A 16,811-nucleotide genomic window follows, 5' to 3' on the forward strand; every position below is an offset into this window, starting at 1 on the left:
TTATCGCCATTACCGGACCCAGTCGGGGTGCATGGATGCCTCGACTCTGCGTGGCACTCGCTGTGCGCCGTTATGGTGGCCAGCCGCTGCAGTTGCGCCCGGGTGATGATGTAACCTCAGTTGATCCGGATGGGTTGGTTATTACTGGGGGGCATGACATTGACCCGGTGCTGTACGCTGGCGAACCTGAGGTCCACCCCAACTACGACAAAGAGCGTGATGCCTTCGAAGGCGAGGTAATCCGCTACGCGTTACAGCATCACCTGCCACTGCTTGGTATTTGCCGCGGGGCCCAGTTGCTCAATATATGCCGCGGCGGAAGTTTGCACCAGGAACTGAAAAGCCGGCGCCAGCATACGTCGAATCGCTGGACCATACTGCCGTTAAAAACCTTGTCTGTGCGTATTCCGAGCCAGCTGCATCAATTGCTCCGCTGCAGTCCGTGTAAAATTAACAGTCTGCACAATCAGGCGATTGCCGAGGTCGGCGAAGGGTTTGAAGTCAGTGGCCGTGATTTGGATGGCATCGTTCAGGCTATCGAAGACCCGGGCGAGGACTTTTTGATTGGTGTGCAGTGGCATCCGGAACTACTGATTTTTATTCGCCGTCAACGGCGCTTATTCAAACGACTGGTCAAAGTCGCGACGTTACGCCTGAATGCTCGCCCCCAGTGATCCTGTTAGCTCGACAAAGTCTGCATGTGCGGTATCCGGTATCTCCACCCGCATCTGCACCTTATCGCTGTATCGAGTCTCGACGAGTTGCCCCTGATGCTGGTCGAGAAAATGACGAACAACCTGCTCGTGGGCAAAATTGCAGTGAACATCAAGCGCGGTCATCGGCTGCTGTTCAGTAGTTGGTAACTGAGACAGCACCCGTTCCGCGGTACCCGAATACGCCCGCACCAAACCGCCCGCGCCCAGTTTAATGCCACCGAAATAACGAATCGCTATCACCACCACATTGCCGACCCCCTTATGCTGAATGACGTTCAACATTGGTTTCCCGGCAGTTCCCGACGGCTCACCATCATCATTGGCAGCGGCATGCGTTGCAACCTCTGGCCGGCCCAACAAGTAAGCCCAGCAATGATGACGCGCATCAGGATAGTGCTGCTGCGCTTTGGCAACCCATTGCAGGGCTTCTTCCCGCGTCGCCGCAGGAGCTGCCCAACCAATAAAGCGGCTCTTTTTAATCACTAATTCGTCAGCCACAAAAGCCGCCGCGGTTTTAAACGTCATGCGCTTTTTCTAATGCCTGTTGCAAGTCGCTCAGGAGTTCCTGCGCATCCTCAATCCCGGTCGACAAGCGCAGCAAATCAAGCGGCACCGGTGTGTTTTCGCCTTCGATACTGGCCCGATGTTCAATCAGACTTTCAACACCGCCAAGTGACGTGGCGCGCTTCCATAACCGCGTATGTGCGGCCGTCTTTATCGCGCTATGTTCGCCACCGGCAACCTGAATTGAGAGCATACCGCCAAAACCACCGGGCATTTGTTGTTTTGCCAGCGCATGATCCGCGGCACTGGTTAAGCCTGGGTAATGCACCTTACTGACCAAAGGGTGATTATTTAATGTGGTAGCAAGCAGCATGGCTGTTTCACAAGACTGACGCACCCGAATATAAAGTGTTCGCATCCCCCGCAACAGCTGATTAGCGTCTTGCGGGCTCAACACTGCGCCACCGCCCCGGCGGATACTGCGGATGCGTTGCCAGAACGGCGAATCACCCGCACAAATCAACGCGCCAGCAATGACGTCAGAATGACCATTCAGATACTTGGTCGCGGAGTGCATTACGATATCCGCCCCCAGCGCGAGTGGCTGGCTTAACACCGGCGTTGCGCAGGTCGAATCGACCGCCAGCAAGACATCACTGCGCTTACAAAGCGTAGCAATTGCCGCAACATCACTCAGTGTCCACATTGGGTTGGCCGGGGTTTCCAGCCATACTAAGCGGGTCTCGCCCGGGCGAATAGCAGCGTCTACTGCATCAACGTTAGTACAATCGACCAGCTCGACATCGAGCCCCCATTCCTTGGCAAACCCAAGCAGCCAGTTACGTAACGACCAATACATCACCTTAGGCGCTATGACATGATCACCCGGCTTGAGTGCCTGAAACACTGCCACCGCAGCGGCCATACCCGAACCAAAAAGTAACGCATCCTGACCCTGATCGAGTTCCGCCAGCAAACGCTCAACAGGTTTATAGGTTGGATTATCGTCCCGTGAATAGACATGACCACTGCGATATTGATTATCAGCGTCACGCAAATAGGTCGTCGCGGCGTACGTAGGTAGTACAACCGCACCGGTCTTATCGTCAGTTAAACCTAAGCCCTGAGCAGTTAATGTCTGCCCTGACCAAGGGGATTTCGAGTTTGCCATGTGTTGCTTCCCTGGTTGCCCCCTGGCCGCTGGCGGCGAATCAGTCGCCGCGCAAGTCGCTCAGGGTCTTTCGTATGTCTTGTAGTTGGGTGGAAATTTCTTCATGTTCATCCCCCGGCATATTCTCCGAGCCAGAGGTTAATAGTCGGTTTGAATCCAGTTCCCAGCTTTCCAGAACGCGGATTTTTTGCTCTAACGAGAGTGCTGGCTCAGTTGCCACTTCTGCGGGTGCCGAGAAATAATCTGACGGACTTTGAACCACTTTTTCAATATCCATAACCTGCCTCGATGTCTTAGTTGCTAAACGTATCTATCTATTAGTTAAGCAGAATTCAAGCACTTAGCAACCATCGATAACAAGTTCCCGCTATTTCTCCCACTAGCTTACTTTACTCACTACCGATTGCGTAATACTCTCTGCGCCCAACGCCACAAATTTTGCGATTCAGATCTATTTTGCCAAAAATACTATCAAGTTCAGACAGCGAAGCAATAGCGAAAACTCGCCATTGGGTCGAGGCATTTATTGTGCCTTTGAATATTTGCCCCTTTGCCAGACGCGAAGTCGAGCGCGCGAGTATTCGTTATCAACCTTTGGCATTTAGCAGTGACGATGAGTTTTATGATGCCCTGCTCGCTGAGCTGAATCTGTTGCAAGATGACAGTGAGCTGGAAACGACGCTGCTAATTTTACCGCAACTGGATGACAGCTTCGAAGCTTTCCTTAATACCGCTGGGTATGCAGAACAGATCATAGCGCTTGAAGGTTTTACCGGGACCTATCAGGTTGCCCACTTCCACCCTGAGTATATCTTTGCCGACAGTGATCAGTCAGACGCCGCCAATTACACCAATCGCGCGCCTCATGCATGCCTGCATTTGCTCCGCGAAGCCTCGTTAGAACGGGCAATTCGGGCACATAAACAGGCTGATCAGATCCCGGCAGACAATATCAAAAAATTAAGACAGCTAGGTCTCGACAAGATGCAGCAACAATTTCTTGCTTTATGCGAGGCGCCGAAAAAACACGAAAACGAGAATACCGATTAGAAAACCAGATAGTGAAACACAAGAGGAAGTAGATAACAGGAAGAGTAAAGATGGTCGGCGATGCAGGATTTGAACCTGCGACCCCTTGGACCCAAACCAAGTGCGCTACCAAACTGCGCTAATCGCCGACAAATAGGAAATGGGGTGGATGATGGGACTCGAACCCACGACAACCGGAATCACAATCCGGGGCTCTACCAACTGAGCTACACCCACCACAGGGTTGTTCTGATCGCTGAATCGCGTTGCCGTGGCCGCGCAAGTATAGAGTGACTGGCACGCCCGGCAGGATTCGAACCTGCGACCGACGGCTTAGAAGGCCGTTGCTCTATCCAACTGAGCTACGGGCGCGCTGCACGTCCTCCAGCTCACTGAAGAAAGTGGTCGGCGATGCAGGATTTGAACCTGCGACCCCTTGGACCCAAACCAAGTGCGCTACCAAACTGCGCTAATCGCCGTACTTTCTACGCCCGTTATCAGCTTCAGACACTGCTTCCCGAAGGAACAATTCGTGGCTGACAACGGGGGCGAATATTACCGTTAAGCTTAGGAAGCGTCAAACGTTTTTTCCGGAAAACTGTTTGTTAGCCTATTTTTGAAGCAACCTGCTCAGGGTTCCTCCAGTTTTACTCAAAAGTGCTGCCTTTATCTGTCCTTATTGCGGATTTTTTGTAACAATATTCAGCCATCAGCGGCATAGATCTCTCGTCGATACCTTTTAGTGATACCAGGTGGCATCTCAACATGGCAAATTCAGAACACGCAGCATTGATTGATGGCAAAGCCATCGCCCATACCATTCGCCAGGACGTTAAAAAACAAGTAGCAAAGCATATCGCCGATGGCCATCGCGCGCCTGGTCTGGCCGTGGTTCTGGTGGGTCAGGATCCCGCCTCACACGTTTATGTGGGCAGCAAACGTAAAGCCTGTGAGGAAGTCGGTTTTGTCTCCAAAGCCTATGACCTGCCGGTGACTGTCAGCCAGCAACAGCTCGAAGCGCTTATCGACGAACTCAATGATGCCGCCGATATCGACGGAATTTTAGTCCAGCTGCCGCTGCCTGCAGGGCTTGATGCAACCAAAATCATTGAACGGATTAAACCGACCAAAGATGTTGATGGCTTTCATCCATACAATATTGGGCGTCTCGCACAACGTATACCAGTCCTTCGCCCCTGCACACCGAAAGGGATAATGACCCTGCTTGCCTCGACCGGCGTCGACCTGCACGGGCAACATGCCGTCATTGTCGGTGCCTCCAATATTGTTGGCCGCCCGATGAGCCTGGAACTCCTGCTCGGTGGCGCAACCACCACGGTTTGTCACCGTTTCACCAGTAACCTTGAAAAGCATGTCCGCGAGGCGGATATCGTGGTCGTCGCGGTCGGTCGCCCGGCGTTTATTCCAGGCGAGTGGATTAAACCTGGCGCCGTGGTTATCGATGTAGGCATCAACCGTATGCCAGACGGTCGTTTATGTGGGGATGTGGAGTTTGAAAGCGCCGCTCAGCGCGCCAGTTTTATTACCCCGGTACCAGGTGGGGTCGGTCCGATGACGGTTGCCAGTCTGATGGAAAACACCCTGCAAGCCTGTGTCGAACTGAACGACCACTAGTCCTGCTCCAGCTCTGTCATTGAAACCCGCAGCGGTGCCTGTAACTGAGCCGCTGCTTTTCCTTTTACCGCCATCATGGGTGCCCGCCCGACCCGCTGCAGATTACAGTACTGCTGGTTAATATCCAGCGAGTAACGCAAAAAATAACCGATCATGTCGGCAACCATAGGTACCTGCAGTGGCTGGCACCAAACCAGCTCAATTTGCAGCGTCCGCGCTCTAAGCCATAACTGACGCTCATCGAAGGGCATTGCATCCAGTCGGGCCAGGGCAAAGTCGGTGTCCAGCTGGTAATAACGCCGTCCTTCGTCTGTAACCAGCGTCCCATAACGACGGATCTGAGTATTACTGGGGTGAACCCGTTTAACCAAAGGTACGTGAAGCACACGTCCGGGCATGGGTCGCATCCGCTTCTCCACTACTTCAAAGGTTCGCAACCGATTGAAACCATCTAAACTAGCCTGACGTACCACGTGCATAGCCGTGCTCTGTACCAGCTGGAAGCACAAAAACAGCCATAACAACTGAATCCCTCCTAAGCCGATGACCATCACCAGTGGTAACACCCACAGCGTCTCAACCAGGCTTTGCCCCCGCTCCGCCTTCACAGCACGTCTGCGGTGGGCAAAATACGCGGGGTCAGCAAAAGCAAGGTTTCGCTGCGCAGCTGCGTGGTATCACGGCGCCCACCAAACAGAAAACTGAGCAGGTTACGTTGTTCACGCCAGTGGCGCCGTGAGTTTTGCAGCCCCGATATGAGCAGGGTTTCACCGTCTGCGACCATCGCTTTCATGAAAAATTTCTTGCGGTTGGTGTGCGGAGTTTGAATTGTCTTTTCGCCAGAGGTGATCTGATCAATCGCAATCAGATCAGAAAGACTGGTCGACAGTTGCATCACCACTTGCTGATTGGCCACTTTCGGCAATACGTACAATTCAAAGCCGGTCGTAACCACCCCGGGGATAAGCAGATCACTACTGCCAACATTGGCGGTGGCTGTACTGCCCGCTGACGCCAGGTAGGTCGCATTGTCCTGCAGCACTATTTTGGCGATCTGATTATTCAGGCTGACTACCCGTGGGTGCGTACTCACCTCAACCACACCTTGCTCAGACAACGCGTCGATGAGTACCTGAGACCCGTCAAAGCGGCCACCCTGGCGGGTATAACCGAGCTCAGCGGTATTGCTCATGCTACCGGCAGACTGAGCGAACGAACTGGCAAAGTTGACGATGCCGCTCCCTGACGTCGACTGATAAATCAGATCCCAGTCAATCCCGACTTGCTGACTATCGCTGAACGACACGTCGATAATCTGCACGTCAACCGCTACTTGCCGGGTTAGACGCTGATTTTGCTGCAACAGGTACGCTCGCACCTGTTCCACGTATTGGGGGTAGTCCCGTACCAGTACCGAGGTCGAACTTTGGTTAATAGCGAGCTCACCTTCAGCAGACAGCAACAGGGTCAGCGCCAGTTCAAGATCATTCCAAACCGATAAGGATTCACTGGTAAAGTTGAGGTACTGGCTGCTATCTTCGCTTGCAGGAGCAGTCTGCAACACCGACTGCTGAGTGGTAGTGCGCTGTGCCGGCGTATCTTCACCGAGGAAAAAATTGGTCGTTCCGGCGAGAAAGGCGACATCAAACTCAGCCATCTCGAAGCGCCGCGCCGTCACCATCTGCGCCTCCTGCTGCAGATAAATCCCGGTGAGCAAACTAATTTGCTGCAAAGCCTCACTCAACGTGCCGGAAAAAGCAAGAGTTACTGGCTGCTGTGGGTCAATCTGATCAAGTAAACGCACACTCACCCCTTCCGGTAACAACAGTTCACGCAGTGCCTGTTGCAACGGATAACCATCGAAGGTGAACTCGGTCCACTGCTGTCCCCAGCCGGGTTCAGGCCCGTCCATCGGTAACGAAGGCACAAAGAAACCACTATCCAGCTGCACCAGTGAAGGTTTGCTTGTGCGTTGCGGCTCAGCATAGGCCGCAGCGAGACTGTCTTCAGCATGCGCATACGCCTGCTGATACCCTTTAGAGGCACTGCAGCCTGTGAGTATCACTATCATCACCGCAACCGCGCCTGCGCGCGTCTCGCCGTTCACAGCGCCTGCTCCATGGCAGGTCTGACTACCGCAATGTGATTCGCGTACAACGACACCTGAAGCTGATAGGGGGTTGCCAGTTGCTCAACCAGGGCTAACCCGTGCTGACCCTTTAACCTGTAATCCGATGGCCACTGCTGGTCGCTGGCTGCCGTCCAGACCACCTGCTGAATTTGCAGATGTTCACGCAACAAGCGCTCGAGCTGAGGGCGCAAAGGACCGGCTCGCAACCTGAAGGTCACCAGCGGCTGCTCTGCAACCGTTTTGGCGACCATAGCAGGGATAACTAACGGAGGGCACACGCTGAGCGCGAGTGCCCGGGGACTCACTACCATTGGGGGGACCACAATCGCTATCCATGCGAACTTGTGCATCAGCAGGCTCCTTGCTGAAAATAATAAGCGGAACCCCAAATTTAGTTAGTGACAGCTAGTCACGCAATCGAACTAGCTGCTTTTCTTCGTACGCTTTGTCGTCTTTGTACTGGTTTTGCGTTTCGTTGTGGCTTTTTTACGCGGACTGCTTTTCTTCCCTTCGACCTGTTTCCAGACACCGTTCTCATAATGGGCCTGCCAGCCGGTCGGCTTTTTATCCACTTCTGTCATCACATACTGTTTCTTTTCCTTGCGACTGAAGCGAACCACAGCATCGTTGCCGTCATTGTCTTCAGTGGGTGCTTCAGCAAGGTAATGAAACTTTTCCGCCAGGCGATCCTTAAAGCGCACCAGTTCTTTGACCGTCACCGCCCTGGTCTCACGCGATTTAGGGAAGGTACTGGCCGACAAGAAGATGCCACTGGCGCCATCCCGCAACACGAAATAGGCATCCGATTGCTCACATGGCATCTCAGGCAGGTGTACCGGGTCTTCTCGTGGTGGCGCGGCTTCACCACTTTTCAATAACTTACGGGTGTTCTTGCATTCATCATTGGTACACCCGAAGTACTTGCCAAAACGGCCACTTTTTAGCTGCATGTCAGAGCCGCAGCGGTCACACTCGATCAGCGGACCATCGTACCCTTTGATCTTAAACGTACCCTGCTCGATAAGATGACCATCACAGACCGGATTATTACCGCATACATGCAACTTGCGTTTTTCATCCAGCAAGTAGCTGTCCATGGCGGTTCCACACTGAGGGCAACGTTTCTTCGCCCGCAGAGCCAGCGCTTCGGCTTCTTCGTTATCTTCGTCCACCTTCACTGCTTCATCACCGGAGACCAGATTAAGGGTCTGCGTGCAGCGTTCTTTGGGTGGCAGGTTGTACCCGGAGCAGCCCAGGAAGACTCCGGTCGACGCGGTACGAACACCCATCTTGCGACCACATTTCGGACAGTCGATATCGGTAAGGACCATTTCGTTGCTGCGCATGCCACCGTCTTCCGGCGGTAGCTCAGCTTTATGCAGATGGCCTTTAAAGTCTTCATAAAACTGGTCAAGCGCCTGTTTCCAGTCCGCCTTCCCTTCAGCGATATCATCCAGCCGCTGTTCCATTTCCGCGGTGAAGTTATAACTCATCAATTCAGCAAAGTTTTCAGTTAGCCGATCGGTGACGATCTCGCCCATTTTTTCGGCATAGAAGCGTCGTTGTTCGACCCGGACATAGCCCCGATCCTGAATCGTTGAAATGATCGAAGCGTAAGTCGACGGTCGACCAATACCGCGCTTTTCCAATTCTTTAACCAGAGAGGCCTCAGAGAAACGCGCTGGTGGCTTGGTAAAGTGCTGCTGCGGATCCAGTGCTTCAAGCGCCAGCGTATCGCCTACTTTTACATCCGGCAGTGACGCGTCCTCTTCGCCTTTTCGTTTCCCTGCTGGCTGTACTTTGGTCCAGCCAGGGAAGCGCATCACTCGACCGCGCGCTTTCAGCTCATAATCGCCAGCGGCGACCGTTAATGAGGTCGAGTCATACTCGGCAGGCGTCATCTGACAGGCCACAAACTGGCGCCAGATAAGCTCGTACAAACGCTCCGCATCACGGTCCATGCCTTGTAACGTGCCTGATTTAATCATCACATTAGACGGTCGAATGGCCTCATGCGCCTCTTGTGCATTGGCCTTTTTGCCGTAGAAGTTAGGCTTTTCCGGTAAATATTTAGGACCAAACTCATCTTCGATAAACTTGCGTACGCTACTCAGCGCATCCTGACTCAAATGGGTCGAGTCGGTTCGCATATAGGTAATGTAACCCGCTTCATATAATCGCTGCGCCATGGTCATAGTTTTCTTCACCCCAAAGCCCAGCCGGGTACTTGCCGCCTGCTGTAAGGTTGAGGTAATGAACGGGGCCGTAGGACGGCTTTTGGTTGGCTTATCATCACGCGCACTAACCGCATACGACGCCGTTTTTAACGCATCCACAGCGGCCATTGCCATGGCTTCATTGGTTGGTTTGAAAGCCGAGCCGTTAAAGCGCATAACCTGCATCCGCAGGTCCGCTTTTTGCGCCGCAGTTAAGTCCGCATGGACGTCCCAGAATTCTTCCGGAATAAAGGCTTTTATTTCCCGTTCACGTTCCACCACTAAACGTACAGCCACTGACTGCACGCGCCCGGCACTTAGGCCACGGGCTATTTTTTTCCACAGCAATGGCGAAACCATGAAACCGACCACACGGTCCAGAAAACGCCGGGTCTGCTGCGCTTCAACACGCGACACATTCAGCTCCGATGGCTGTGCGAATGCATCCTGAATGGCTTTTTTGGTGATCTCATTAAATACCACCCGCTGATAGCGCTCTTCATCCCCACCAATCAGCTCTTTAAGGTGCCAGGCAATGGCTTCCCCTTCGCGGTCCAAATCCGTTGCCAGATAAACCTTATCGGCTTTTTTAGCCAGACTTTGTAATTCTTTGACCACCTTTTCTTTACCCGGCAGCACTTCATAGTATGGTTTCCAGCCATGCTCAGGGTCGATCCCCATGCGCCCGACCAGGTTAATATAATCGCGTTCTGCGCGGTATTTAGCTTTCTCATCCGGTGCCATCTTACGCACCTCAGCTGGCGACTTAGTCGGCGCCTTTTCCACACTTCGGGTTGGCAGATCACGCACGTGCCCGACACTCGACTTCACGATGAAGTCGTTGCCAAGGTACTTATTAATAGTTTTTGCTTTTGCCGGAGACTCGACGATAACGAGCGATTTTGCCATGGCGTTATTAAACTCTTTGGTCGGAATAAAGAACAACGAGGTCTTATATAAGCCCTCGTTGCAGGTTATTCAAGCGAATGTGTAAGTTGATTCCTTTTTTAAGATATATCGGTAAACGAGCCGAGTGACAACCCACAGTCTTCACAATAGATGGAAATTCGGCCACTTTGCATACTTATCCAGCTTTGGTCAATCCTGCTACAGGCCTTGGCAATTAAGGCTTTCAAAGCGACTGAAGACACGTATAATGGCCCAGTTGGAAATTTGAATTGTTTTAGGGAGCCGAGCTAGATGCAGCATTTTGAAGTCAATTTTGACGGTCTTGTAGGCCCAACGCACAATTACGCGGGTTTGTCGTTTGGCAATGTGGCGTCGCTGAGCAATGCCCAGGCAGCCTCAAATCCGCGCTCTGCGGCCAAGCAGGGTCTGCGCAAAATGAAAGCGCTGCATGACATGGGCATGGTCCAGGGTGTGCTTGCTCCGCAGGAACGGCCGGATGTTGATACCCTGCGGCGCTTAGGATTTACCGGCAACGATGGTGACGTTCTGGCCAAAGCAGCCAGCCAGGCGCCTGCTATTTATCGCGCTTGCTGCTCAGCATCAAGCATGTGGACAGCCAACGCTGCCACCGTGTCACCCAGTGCCGATACTGCCAATGGCAAAGTCCATTTTACCCCGGCCAACCTGACCAATAAATTCCACCGCTCACTGGAACCTTTAACCACCGGGCGCATTTTAAAGGCGATGTTCAATAACTCACGTTACTTCGAACACCACCTTCATTTACCTGACAATGAGCATTTCGGGGATGAGGGCGCAGCCAACCATACGCGCCTCTGTCAGCAGTATGGCAATGCCGGCGTAGAGGTCTTTGTCTATGGTCGTTACGCCTTCGATAGCAGCAAGCCGGCACCACAGCGCTTCCCTGCCCGGCAAACCTTTGAGGCCTCTCAGGCAGTGGCCCGTTTACATGGACTGAGCGACGACAATACGGTATTTATGCAACAGAACCCGGATGTCATCGATCAGGGTGTATTCCACAACGACGTGATCGCGGTTGGCAACCAGAATGTGTTGTTCTACCACGAGCAGGCCTTTGTCGATACCCACAGCAAACTGCACGAAATAGAAAGCAAACTAGGCGCTCAGATGCACTTCATCGAAGTGCCAACATCGGCGGTTAGTGTGCAGGATGCAGTCGACACCTACCTGTTCAATACCCAGTTAATCACGCTACCGGATGGCAAGATGATTATCGTGGCGCCGACCGAATGTGAAGAGCATGCGGGCGTGTCCGCCTACCTGCAGGAACTTGCTGCCGGCAATGGCCCGATCAGCGATGTGCGTTACTTCGACGTTAAACAAAGTATGCGCAATGGCGGCGGACCGGCCTGCCTGCGACTGCGCGTGGCACTGAATGACGAAGAGCTAAAGGCCGTCAATCCGCACGTGGTGATGAATGATGCACTCTTTGAACGTTTGAATCAGTGGGTAGATAAACATTATCGCGACGAGTTAGCGGTGGCCGATTTAGCGGATCCTCAGCTGCTGCTTGAGTCGCGTACTGCACTGGACGAACTGACCCAGCTCATGCACCTGGGCTCGGTCTATCCGTTCCAGCAGGACTAGCAACACGCGGCGCGGGAAAATTTTAAAAGGGCCCATAATTATTCCAATTATGGGCCCTTTTTAGTGCTGCTCAATTAGCGATTTTAAATCATCTAATCATCCAGATTATGCAGCTCCAGATTCGTCTCTGCCTCGCCTTCTTCGTCCCGCGTCGAGTCATTGCGCGCCGCATCGAGACGATCCAGATAGCCCTGACTCACGTCACCAGTCACATAGTGGCCATTGAACACCGAGGTTTCAAACCGTTTGAGCTTGGTGTTTTCACTCGCTACTGCCGCAATCAGGTCGCTTAGGTCCTGGTAAATCAGGCCATCTGCTTTAATAATTTTGCACACTTCATCGACTTCACGGCCATAACCAATCAGTTCGTTGGCGCTCGGCATATCGATGCCATATACGTTCGGAAAACGAATTTCCGGTGCCGCAGAAGCGAAGTACACTTTCTTCGCGCCAGCATCACGCGCCATCTCAATGATCTGCTCAGACGTGGTCCCACGTACAATAGAGTCATCCACCAGCAACACGTTCTTGCCTTTGAATTCGGCGCTAATCGCATTTAGCTTACGACGCACCGATTTACGCCGTTGGGTTTGTCCCGGCATGATAAAGGTACGGCCAATGTAGCGGTTCTTAACGAAACCCTGCCGGTAGGGCAGGTTTAGCACGCGCGACATCTCCAGGGCGATATCACAGGCTGTCTCCGGGATCGGAACGATAACGTCGATGTCCAGATCTGCATAGTCGCGCTTAATCTTCTCACCCAGCTTGCGGCCCATATTAATGCGGCTCGCATACACTGAGACCCCATCCAAAAATGAATCAGGACGGGCAAAGTAAACATACTCAAAAATACACGGATTATGCACCGGGTTGTCTGCCACCTGACGGCTGTATAGCTGACCCTGCTCAGTAATGTAAATGGCTTCGCCTGGCTCTACATCACGCATGTAAGTAAAACCGGTGCCGTCAATGGCCACACTTTCAGAGGCTACCATGTACTCGGTACCCTGCTCGTTTTCACGCTTCCCGATCGCCAGCGGACGAATGCCGTAGGGGTCACGAAACGCTACCATGCCATGTCCAATCACCATCGCCACCACCGCATAGGCGCCGCGAGTCAAACGATGCACTTCGGCTACCGTCTTAAAGATATGCTCTTCAGTGAGTTGCATCGCATCGGTTTTGGTAAGCTCGTGGGCAAAGATATTGAGCAGGATCTCAGAATCTGAGGTGGTATTGATATGGCGCCGGGCTGAATCAAATAACGACTGTTGCAGTTCCTCAGCGTTGGTCAGATTGCCGTTATGTGCCAGCGCAATGCCAAATGGTGAATTCACATAAAATGGCTGAGCTTCGGCTGAACTGGACGAACCTGCAGTCGGGTACCGCACGTGGCCAATGCCAACATGGCCCGATAACCGTTTCATATGGCGTGTATGGAATACATCGCGCACCAGACCGTTGCCTTTACGCAAGCGCAAGGTGCCACCGTCAATGGTCATAATACCCGCCGCATCCTGACCACGATGCTGTAACATGGTTAACCCATCATACAAAGCCTGATTGACTGGTTGGTTACCTACTATCCCAACAACACCACACATGCTTTTGTCCTCGCTAAACGTCTTGTTGCAAAAAGCTTGAAGAGTTCTCCAGATAACTGAAGAACCACTGAATATAAATCTTAAAATGAGGGATAAGGCGGGAATCCTGCCACCAGGTTTCATCACTCATGTCGGTAAAGGAGTCGGCAAAGAAGAGCAGCGCACTAATAATCAGCACCCCGCGCAGCGCACCAAACACCAAGCCTAATACCCGGTCCGTGCCACTCAGGCCTGTTTTAACCACAAGCTGACTAAGCATGAAATTGAGCAGTGCACCGACAATCAACGTCAGCACAAAGAGAATCGCAATGGCGGTTGCATTGCGCACCATGTCATCCTCAATCCGGCCCAGATACAAAGCGAGGTCGGCATAAAAATGTTTGGCGATAAAGAATGCGCCGATCCAGACTGCCAGCGACATGGCTTCTTTGACGAAACCGCGAACCAGGCTGATCAGCGCAGATAGCGCAATCAACCCTAAAATAAGAAAATCGACCCAGAGCATAGTTATTCCGGTGTTGGCTGATAGGGGACGAGCTGACCTTCGAGGCCTGTCAGTGCGTTTAGTTCCGCCAGTTGGCCACGTAAACGCTCAGGGTCAAAATCGGGGCCGACCATCAACACCTGCAATTCACCATTATTTCCGCGGACGGTTCGGCTAAATGCATTATACCCCTCGTCCTGCAGTTGGTTGACTAAACGTGTAACATTATCGGTATTGCGAAATGCACCGAGACGAACGACCCAGGCTGGCATGTCGGAGTTCTGGTCACCCCCGTCGTTTGCATTGTCGTCTACATTGTCGTCTGAATTCTGGCCAATCGTAACGCTAACAGGTTCAGGTGGACTGGAAAACTCTTCTTCTTGCACAGGTCTTGGCTGAGCCTGATCGACCCGTTCTTCAAAATCTTCCGGGAACTCAACGGTGGATTGTTCGACCGTCAATGCAGGACGCAGTGGAATGGTTTCCAACGCCTCGTCGCGCGAACGTTTTTCGCCGTCCAGTAAGTCAGGCAGAAAAATAACGGCTAACGCGACTAAAATAGCGGTACCTACGATGCGATTTTGCAACGGACTTGCCAAGCGCTCAGCCCTCCAGTTCGTATATGGCCTGAATTGTCAAAAACGAGCCGAAGCATAACACGATATCACCCTCTTCGGCATCTGTTAGTGCAGATTGATATGCGCTTGCCACTGTCGCAAAGGTTTTACCCTTACGGTCAGCCAGCGCAGCAGCCAGCCTTTCAGCAGATGCCCCGCGCGGCCCCGGTGTCGCGGCAAGATACCAGGTCGACACCTTATCGGTGAGGCAGGCTAATGTCCCTTCTATATCTTTATCTTTCAGCATGGCGCACACAGCCAGTACTCGCCTACCCGGCCAGCGCTCACTCAGTTGCGAGGCAAGATAGGCGGCAGCATGAGGATTGTGTGCGACATCAAGAATAACGCAGGGCGACTGGCTGAATACCTCCAGCCGACCAGGCAATCGAGCCTCTGACAGCCCTTTTTCAATGGCTGCGCGATCAGGGATGACCGGAAGATGCTGCAGCACCGTCAAGGCAGTCGCCGCATTGACCAGCGGTAATTGAGGAAGCGGGAGCTTATCCATTATCACCTGATGGGACGGATTGACATAGCACCAGTGGTTTTCGGACGTGCGCTCAAAACTGAAATCCGTATTCACGCAGATGAGGTCGGCGCCAATGGTCTGTGCGTGGTCAAGTAGCCGCTGAGGCGGATTAGGATCGGCACATATCGCAGGTTTCCCTGGGCGATACACCCCTGCTTTTTCAAAGCCTATTTGCTCGCGGTCATTGCCTAAAAATTCAACGTGGTCGATACCGACCGTGGTCACCACAGCGACATCAGGTTCAACCAAATTAACCGCATCAAGCCGCCCACCGAGACCGATTTCGAGAATTGCAATATCGACCGAGTGCTGTTCAATCAGCCATAAAGCGGCCAGAGTCGCAAATTCAAAATAGGTCAGGCTGGTGCTGCCACGGGCTGCTTCAACTGCCGCAAAGGCGCGACAATGATCAGCATCCTCGAGTTCACGACCATTAATACGGACGCGCTCGTTGTAACGCAAAAAATGAGGGGAGGTATAGGTCGCTGTGCGTTGACCAGCAGCTAACAGCATCTGTTCCAGGTAGCGAACCGTCGAGCCTTTGCCGTTGGTGCCAGCGACCGTGACAACAAAAGGCGCAGGTTTAGCAGCAGAAAGCGCATTGGCCACCTGACCAATGCGCTCTAAACCGAGATCTATTTCTTTATGATGCTGCTGTTGCAGATACTCAAGCCAATCGGCCAGCTGCCAGTCAGTACGAGCTTCAGGCAGTGAGGACTCTGTGCTCATACAAGTCAGGACTCAGAGGTATCAACCGGCTCTGCCGGTGCATCCAGTCCCTGCATTTTCGCAAGCAGTGACGCCACCCGGTCACGCATGTCGCGACGATCTACAATCATATCGATAGCGCCATGTTCGAGTAAAAACTCACTGCGCTGAAAACCAGCGGGCAGTGTTTCACGCACGGTCTGTTCGATCACCCGTGGCCCGGCAAACCCGATCAGGGCTTTAGGTTCACCGATATTAACATCCCCAAGCATTGCCAGACTCGCAGACACGCCACCCATAGTCGGGTCAGTCAGTACCGAAATATAAGGTAAGCCTTTCTCGCTCATACGCGCCAGCGCTGCTGAGGTTTTGGCCATCTGCATCAGCGAGAACAACGCCTCCTGCATACGGGCGCCGCCTGATGCGGCAAAACATACCAGCGGCATATTCTCAGCCAGGCATAACTCTACTGCTTTAACGAAGCGAGCACCAACCACGGAGGCCATCGAGCCGCCCATAAAGTTGAATTCGAATGCAACCGCGGCGACTGGGATGCCTTTCAGCTTGCCGCGCATCGCCACCAGTGCGTCTTTCTCACCCGTTGCTTTTTGCGCCGCGGCAATCCGATCTTTGTATTTTTTTGAATCGCGGAACTTAAGAACGTCCTGTGGTTCCAGGTCAACGCCCAGCTCCTCACGGCCATCCGCATCGAGAAATCCATCCAGGCGCTCGCGAGCCGTGACTCGCATATGATGGCCACACTTCGGACAAACGGATAAGTTACGTTCCAGATCTGCGCGGTAGAGAATGGCCTCGCAGCCGGAGCATTTGCTCCACACCCCTTCCGGGATATTGCGGCGCTTATTGGCTTGCGGTTTGGCAAGAATTTTTTCGATCCAGCTCATAAATTGCGTAACCTTACATACTTA

General features: G+C 52.9%; 16 protein-coding genes and 4 tRNA genes. 4 read left to right on the forward strand and 16 right to left on the reverse strand.

Features of this window, described 5'->3' with window-relative positions:
* Positions 1 to 35: 35 nt before the first annotated feature.
* Positions 36 to 674 carry a gamma-glutamyl-gamma-aminobutyrate hydrolase family protein gene (locus tag CWE12_RS04310; RefSeq protein ID WP_198675680.1) on the forward strand — a complete coding sequence of 213 codons (639 nt, stop codon included), beginning with the start codon at positions 36 to 38 and terminating at the stop codon, positions 672 to 674.
* On the opposite strand, the gene CWE12_RS04315 is transcribed toward CWE12_RS04310, so the two are convergent.
* From CWE12_RS04315 to CWE12_RS04325, 3 genes are read right to left on the reverse strand one after another with little or no spacing between them, the layout of a single operon-like run.
* The gene (locus CWE12_RS04315; RefSeq protein ID WP_126788412.1) at positions 648 to 1,241 is read right to left on the reverse strand and encodes a YigZ family protein; all 594 of its coding nucleotides are present in this window, start codon (positions 1,239 to 1,241) and stop codon (positions 648 to 650) included. The genes CWE12_RS04310 and CWE12_RS04315 overlap by 27 nt on opposite strands.
* Positions 1,231 to 2,391, reverse strand: a complete 1,161-nt coding sequence (locus CWE12_RS04320; RefSeq protein ID WP_126788413.1) for a trans-sulfuration enzyme family protein — start codon at positions 2,389 to 2,391, stop codon at positions 1,231 to 1,233. Before CWE12_RS04320 ends, CWE12_RS04315 begins: the two co-directional genes overlap by 11 nt.
* Before the next feature lie 40 nt (positions 2,392 to 2,431).
* The gene (locus CWE12_RS04325; RefSeq protein WP_126788414.1) at positions 2,432 to 2,668 is read right to left on the reverse strand and encodes a hypothetical protein; all 237 of its coding nucleotides are present in this window, start codon (positions 2,666 to 2,668) and stop codon (positions 2,432 to 2,434) included.
* A gap of 179 nt (positions 2,669 to 2,847) precedes the next feature.
* Here CWE12_RS04325 and CWE12_RS04330 point away from each other — a divergent pair, with 179 nt between their 5' ends.
* A complete protein-coding gene (locus CWE12_RS04330) occupies positions 2,848 to 3,441 on the forward strand; it encodes a DUF1415 domain-containing protein (RefSeq protein ID WP_275540975.1) in 594 nt (197 codons plus the stop codon).
* A 51-nt stretch (positions 3,442 to 3,492) separates the two neighbouring features.
* Here the strand turns inward: CWE12_RS04330 and CWE12_RS04335 are convergent.
* From CWE12_RS04335 to CWE12_RS04350, 4 genes are all read right to left on the reverse strand, one after another.
* A tRNA-Pro gene (locus CWE12_RS04335) sits at positions 3,493 to 3,569 on the reverse strand.
* Between the two features lie 12 nt (positions 3,570 to 3,581).
* Positions 3,582 to 3,657, reverse strand: a tRNA-His gene (locus CWE12_RS04340).
* A gap of 58 nt (positions 3,658 to 3,715) precedes the next feature.
* Positions 3,716 to 3,792: transfer RNA gene (locus tag CWE12_RS04345), tRNA-Arg, on the reverse strand.
* 30 nt (positions 3,793 to 3,822) lie between these two features.
* Positions 3,823 to 3,899, reverse strand: a tRNA-Pro gene (locus CWE12_RS04350).
* Positions 3,900 to 4,185: 286 nt separating this feature from the next.
* Between CWE12_RS04350 and folD the strand changes: the two genes are divergently transcribed.
* Complete coding sequence (gene folD, locus CWE12_RS04355) at positions 4,186 to 5,055, forward strand: bifunctional methylenetetrahydrofolate dehydrogenase/methenyltetrahydrofolate cyclohydrolase FolD (protein ID WP_126788416.1); 870 nt, start codon at positions 4,186 to 4,188, stop codon at positions 5,053 to 5,055.
* Here folD and CWE12_RS04360 read toward each other — a convergent pair.
* The 4 genes from CWE12_RS04360 to topA form a co-directional block, all read right to left on the reverse strand.
* A complete protein-coding gene (locus tag CWE12_RS04360; RefSeq protein WP_126788417.1) occupies positions 5,052 to 5,663 on the reverse strand; it encodes a hypothetical protein in 612 nt (203 codons plus the stop codon). The two genes, folD and CWE12_RS04360, sit on opposite strands and share 4 nt — an antisense overlap.
* Positions 5,660 to 7,162 carry a hypothetical protein gene (locus CWE12_RS04365; RefSeq protein ID WP_126788418.1) on the reverse strand — a complete coding sequence of 501 codons (1,503 nt, stop codon included), beginning with the start codon at positions 7,160 to 7,162 and terminating at the stop codon, positions 5,660 to 5,662. Before CWE12_RS04365 ends, CWE12_RS04360 begins: the two co-directional genes overlap by 4 nt.
* Positions 7,159 to 7,536: a hypothetical protein gene (locus tag CWE12_RS04370; RefSeq protein ID WP_126788419.1), complete on the reverse strand. Its 378-nt coding sequence runs from the start codon at positions 7,534 to 7,536 to the stop codon at positions 7,159 to 7,161. The genes CWE12_RS04365 and CWE12_RS04370 overlap by 4 nt, the downstream gene beginning before the upstream one ends.
* 72 nt (positions 7,537 to 7,608) lie before the next feature.
* Positions 7,609 to 10,311, reverse strand: coding sequence for a type I DNA topoisomerase (topA, locus tag CWE12_RS04375; RefSeq protein ID WP_126788420.1), 2,703 nt, complete (start codon positions 10,309 to 10,311; stop codon positions 7,609 to 7,611).
* 291 nt (positions 10,312 to 10,602) lie between these two features.
* Between topA and astB the strand changes: the two genes are divergently transcribed.
* Positions 10,603 to 11,940 (forward strand): N-succinylarginine dihydrolase, encoded by a 1,338-nt coding sequence (gene astB / locus CWE12_RS04380; RefSeq protein WP_126788421.1) that lies wholly within the window; start codon positions 10,603 to 10,605, stop codon positions 11,938 to 11,940.
* A gap of 92 nt (positions 11,941 to 12,032) precedes the next feature.
* Here astB and purF read toward each other — a convergent pair whose 3' ends face one another.
* From purF to accD, 5 genes are read right to left on the reverse strand one after another with little or no spacing between them, the layout of a single operon-like run.
* Positions 12,033 to 13,544, reverse strand: coding sequence for an amidophosphoribosyltransferase (gene purF, locus CWE12_RS04385; protein ID WP_126788422.1), 1,512 nt, complete (start codon positions 13,542 to 13,544; stop codon positions 12,033 to 12,035).
* A 13-nt stretch (positions 13,545 to 13,557) separates the two neighbouring features.
* On the reverse strand, positions 13,558 to 14,049 hold the full coding sequence (locus tag CWE12_RS04390; RefSeq protein ID WP_126788423.1) for a CvpA family protein: 492 nt from the start codon (positions 14,047 to 14,049) through the stop codon (positions 13,558 to 13,560).
* Positions 14,050 to 14,051: 2 nt separating this feature from the next.
* Positions 14,052 to 14,627, reverse strand: a complete 576-nt coding sequence (locus CWE12_RS04395) for an SPOR domain-containing protein (RefSeq protein WP_126788424.1) — start codon at positions 14,625 to 14,627, stop codon at positions 14,052 to 14,054.
* Positions 14,628 to 14,631: 4 nt separating this feature from the next.
* Complete coding sequence (gene folC, locus CWE12_RS04400; RefSeq protein WP_126788425.1) at positions 14,632 to 15,903, reverse strand: bifunctional tetrahydrofolate synthase/dihydrofolate synthase; 1,272 nt, start codon at positions 15,901 to 15,903, stop codon at positions 14,632 to 14,634.
* A 5-nt stretch (positions 15,904 to 15,908) separates the two neighbouring features.
* Positions 15,909 to 16,787 (reverse strand): acetyl-CoA carboxylase, carboxyltransferase subunit beta, encoded by an 879-nt coding sequence (gene accD / locus CWE12_RS04405; RefSeq protein ID WP_126788426.1) that lies wholly within the window; start codon positions 16,785 to 16,787, stop codon positions 15,909 to 15,911.
* Between the last annotated feature and the right edge of the window lie 24 nt (positions 16,788 to 16,811).

Origin of the sequence: Aliidiomarina sedimenti (genome assembly GCF_003986955.1) — a bacterium.
Classification (GTDB): domain Bacteria; phylum Pseudomonadota; class Gammaproteobacteria; order Enterobacterales; family Alteromonadaceae; genus Aliidiomarina; species Aliidiomarina sedimenti.

What these genes read in the sequence shown, in the direction of transcription:
- folC (WP_126788425.1), bottom strand. Translation starts at nt 15,903, where the DNA reads ATGAGCACAGAGTCCTCACTGCCTGAAGCTCGTACTGACTGGCAGCTG.
- folD (WP_126788416.1), top strand. Translation starts at nt 4,186, where the DNA reads ATGGCAAATTCAGAACACGCAGCATTGATTGATGGCAAAGCCATCGCC.
- astB (WP_126788421.1), top strand. Translation starts at nt 10,603, where the DNA reads ATGCAGCATTTTGAAGTCAATTTTGACGGTCTTGTAGGCCCAACGCAC.
- CWE12_RS04320 (WP_126788413.1), bottom strand. Translation starts at nt 2,391, where the DNA reads ATGGCAAACTCGAAATCCCCTTGGTCAGGGCAGACATTAACTGCTCAG.
- CWE12_RS04325 (WP_126788414.1), bottom strand. Translation starts at nt 2,668, where the DNA reads ATGGATATTGAAAAAGTGGTTCAAAGTCCGTCAGATTATTTCTCGGCA.
- accD (WP_126788426.1), bottom strand. Translation starts at nt 16,787, where the DNA reads ATGAGCTGGATCGAAAAAATTCTTGCCAAACCGCAAGCCAATAAGCGC.
- CWE12_RS04310 (WP_198675680.1), top strand. Translation starts at nt 36, where the DNA reads ATGCCTCGACTCTGCGTGGCACTCGCTGTGCGCCGTTATGGTGGCCAG.
- CWE12_RS04390 (WP_126788423.1), bottom strand. Translation starts at nt 14,049, where the DNA reads ATGCTCTGGGTCGATTTTCTTATTTTAGGGTTGATTGCGCTATCTGCG.
- CWE12_RS04370 (WP_126788419.1), bottom strand. Translation starts at nt 7,536, where the DNA reads ATGCACAAGTTCGCATGGATAGCGATTGTGGTCCCCCCAATGGTAGTG.
- topA (WP_126788420.1), bottom strand. Translation starts at nt 10,311, where the DNA reads ATGGCAAAATCGCTCGTTATCGTCGAGTCTCCGGCAAAAGCAAAAACT.
- CWE12_RS04315 (WP_126788412.1), bottom strand. Translation starts at nt 1,241, where the DNA reads ATGACGTTTAAAACCGCGGCGGCTTTTGTGGCTGACGAATTAGTGATT.
- purF (WP_126788422.1), bottom strand. Translation starts at nt 13,544, where the DNA reads ATGTGTGGTGTTGTTGGGATAGTAGGTAACCAACCAGTCAATCAGGCT.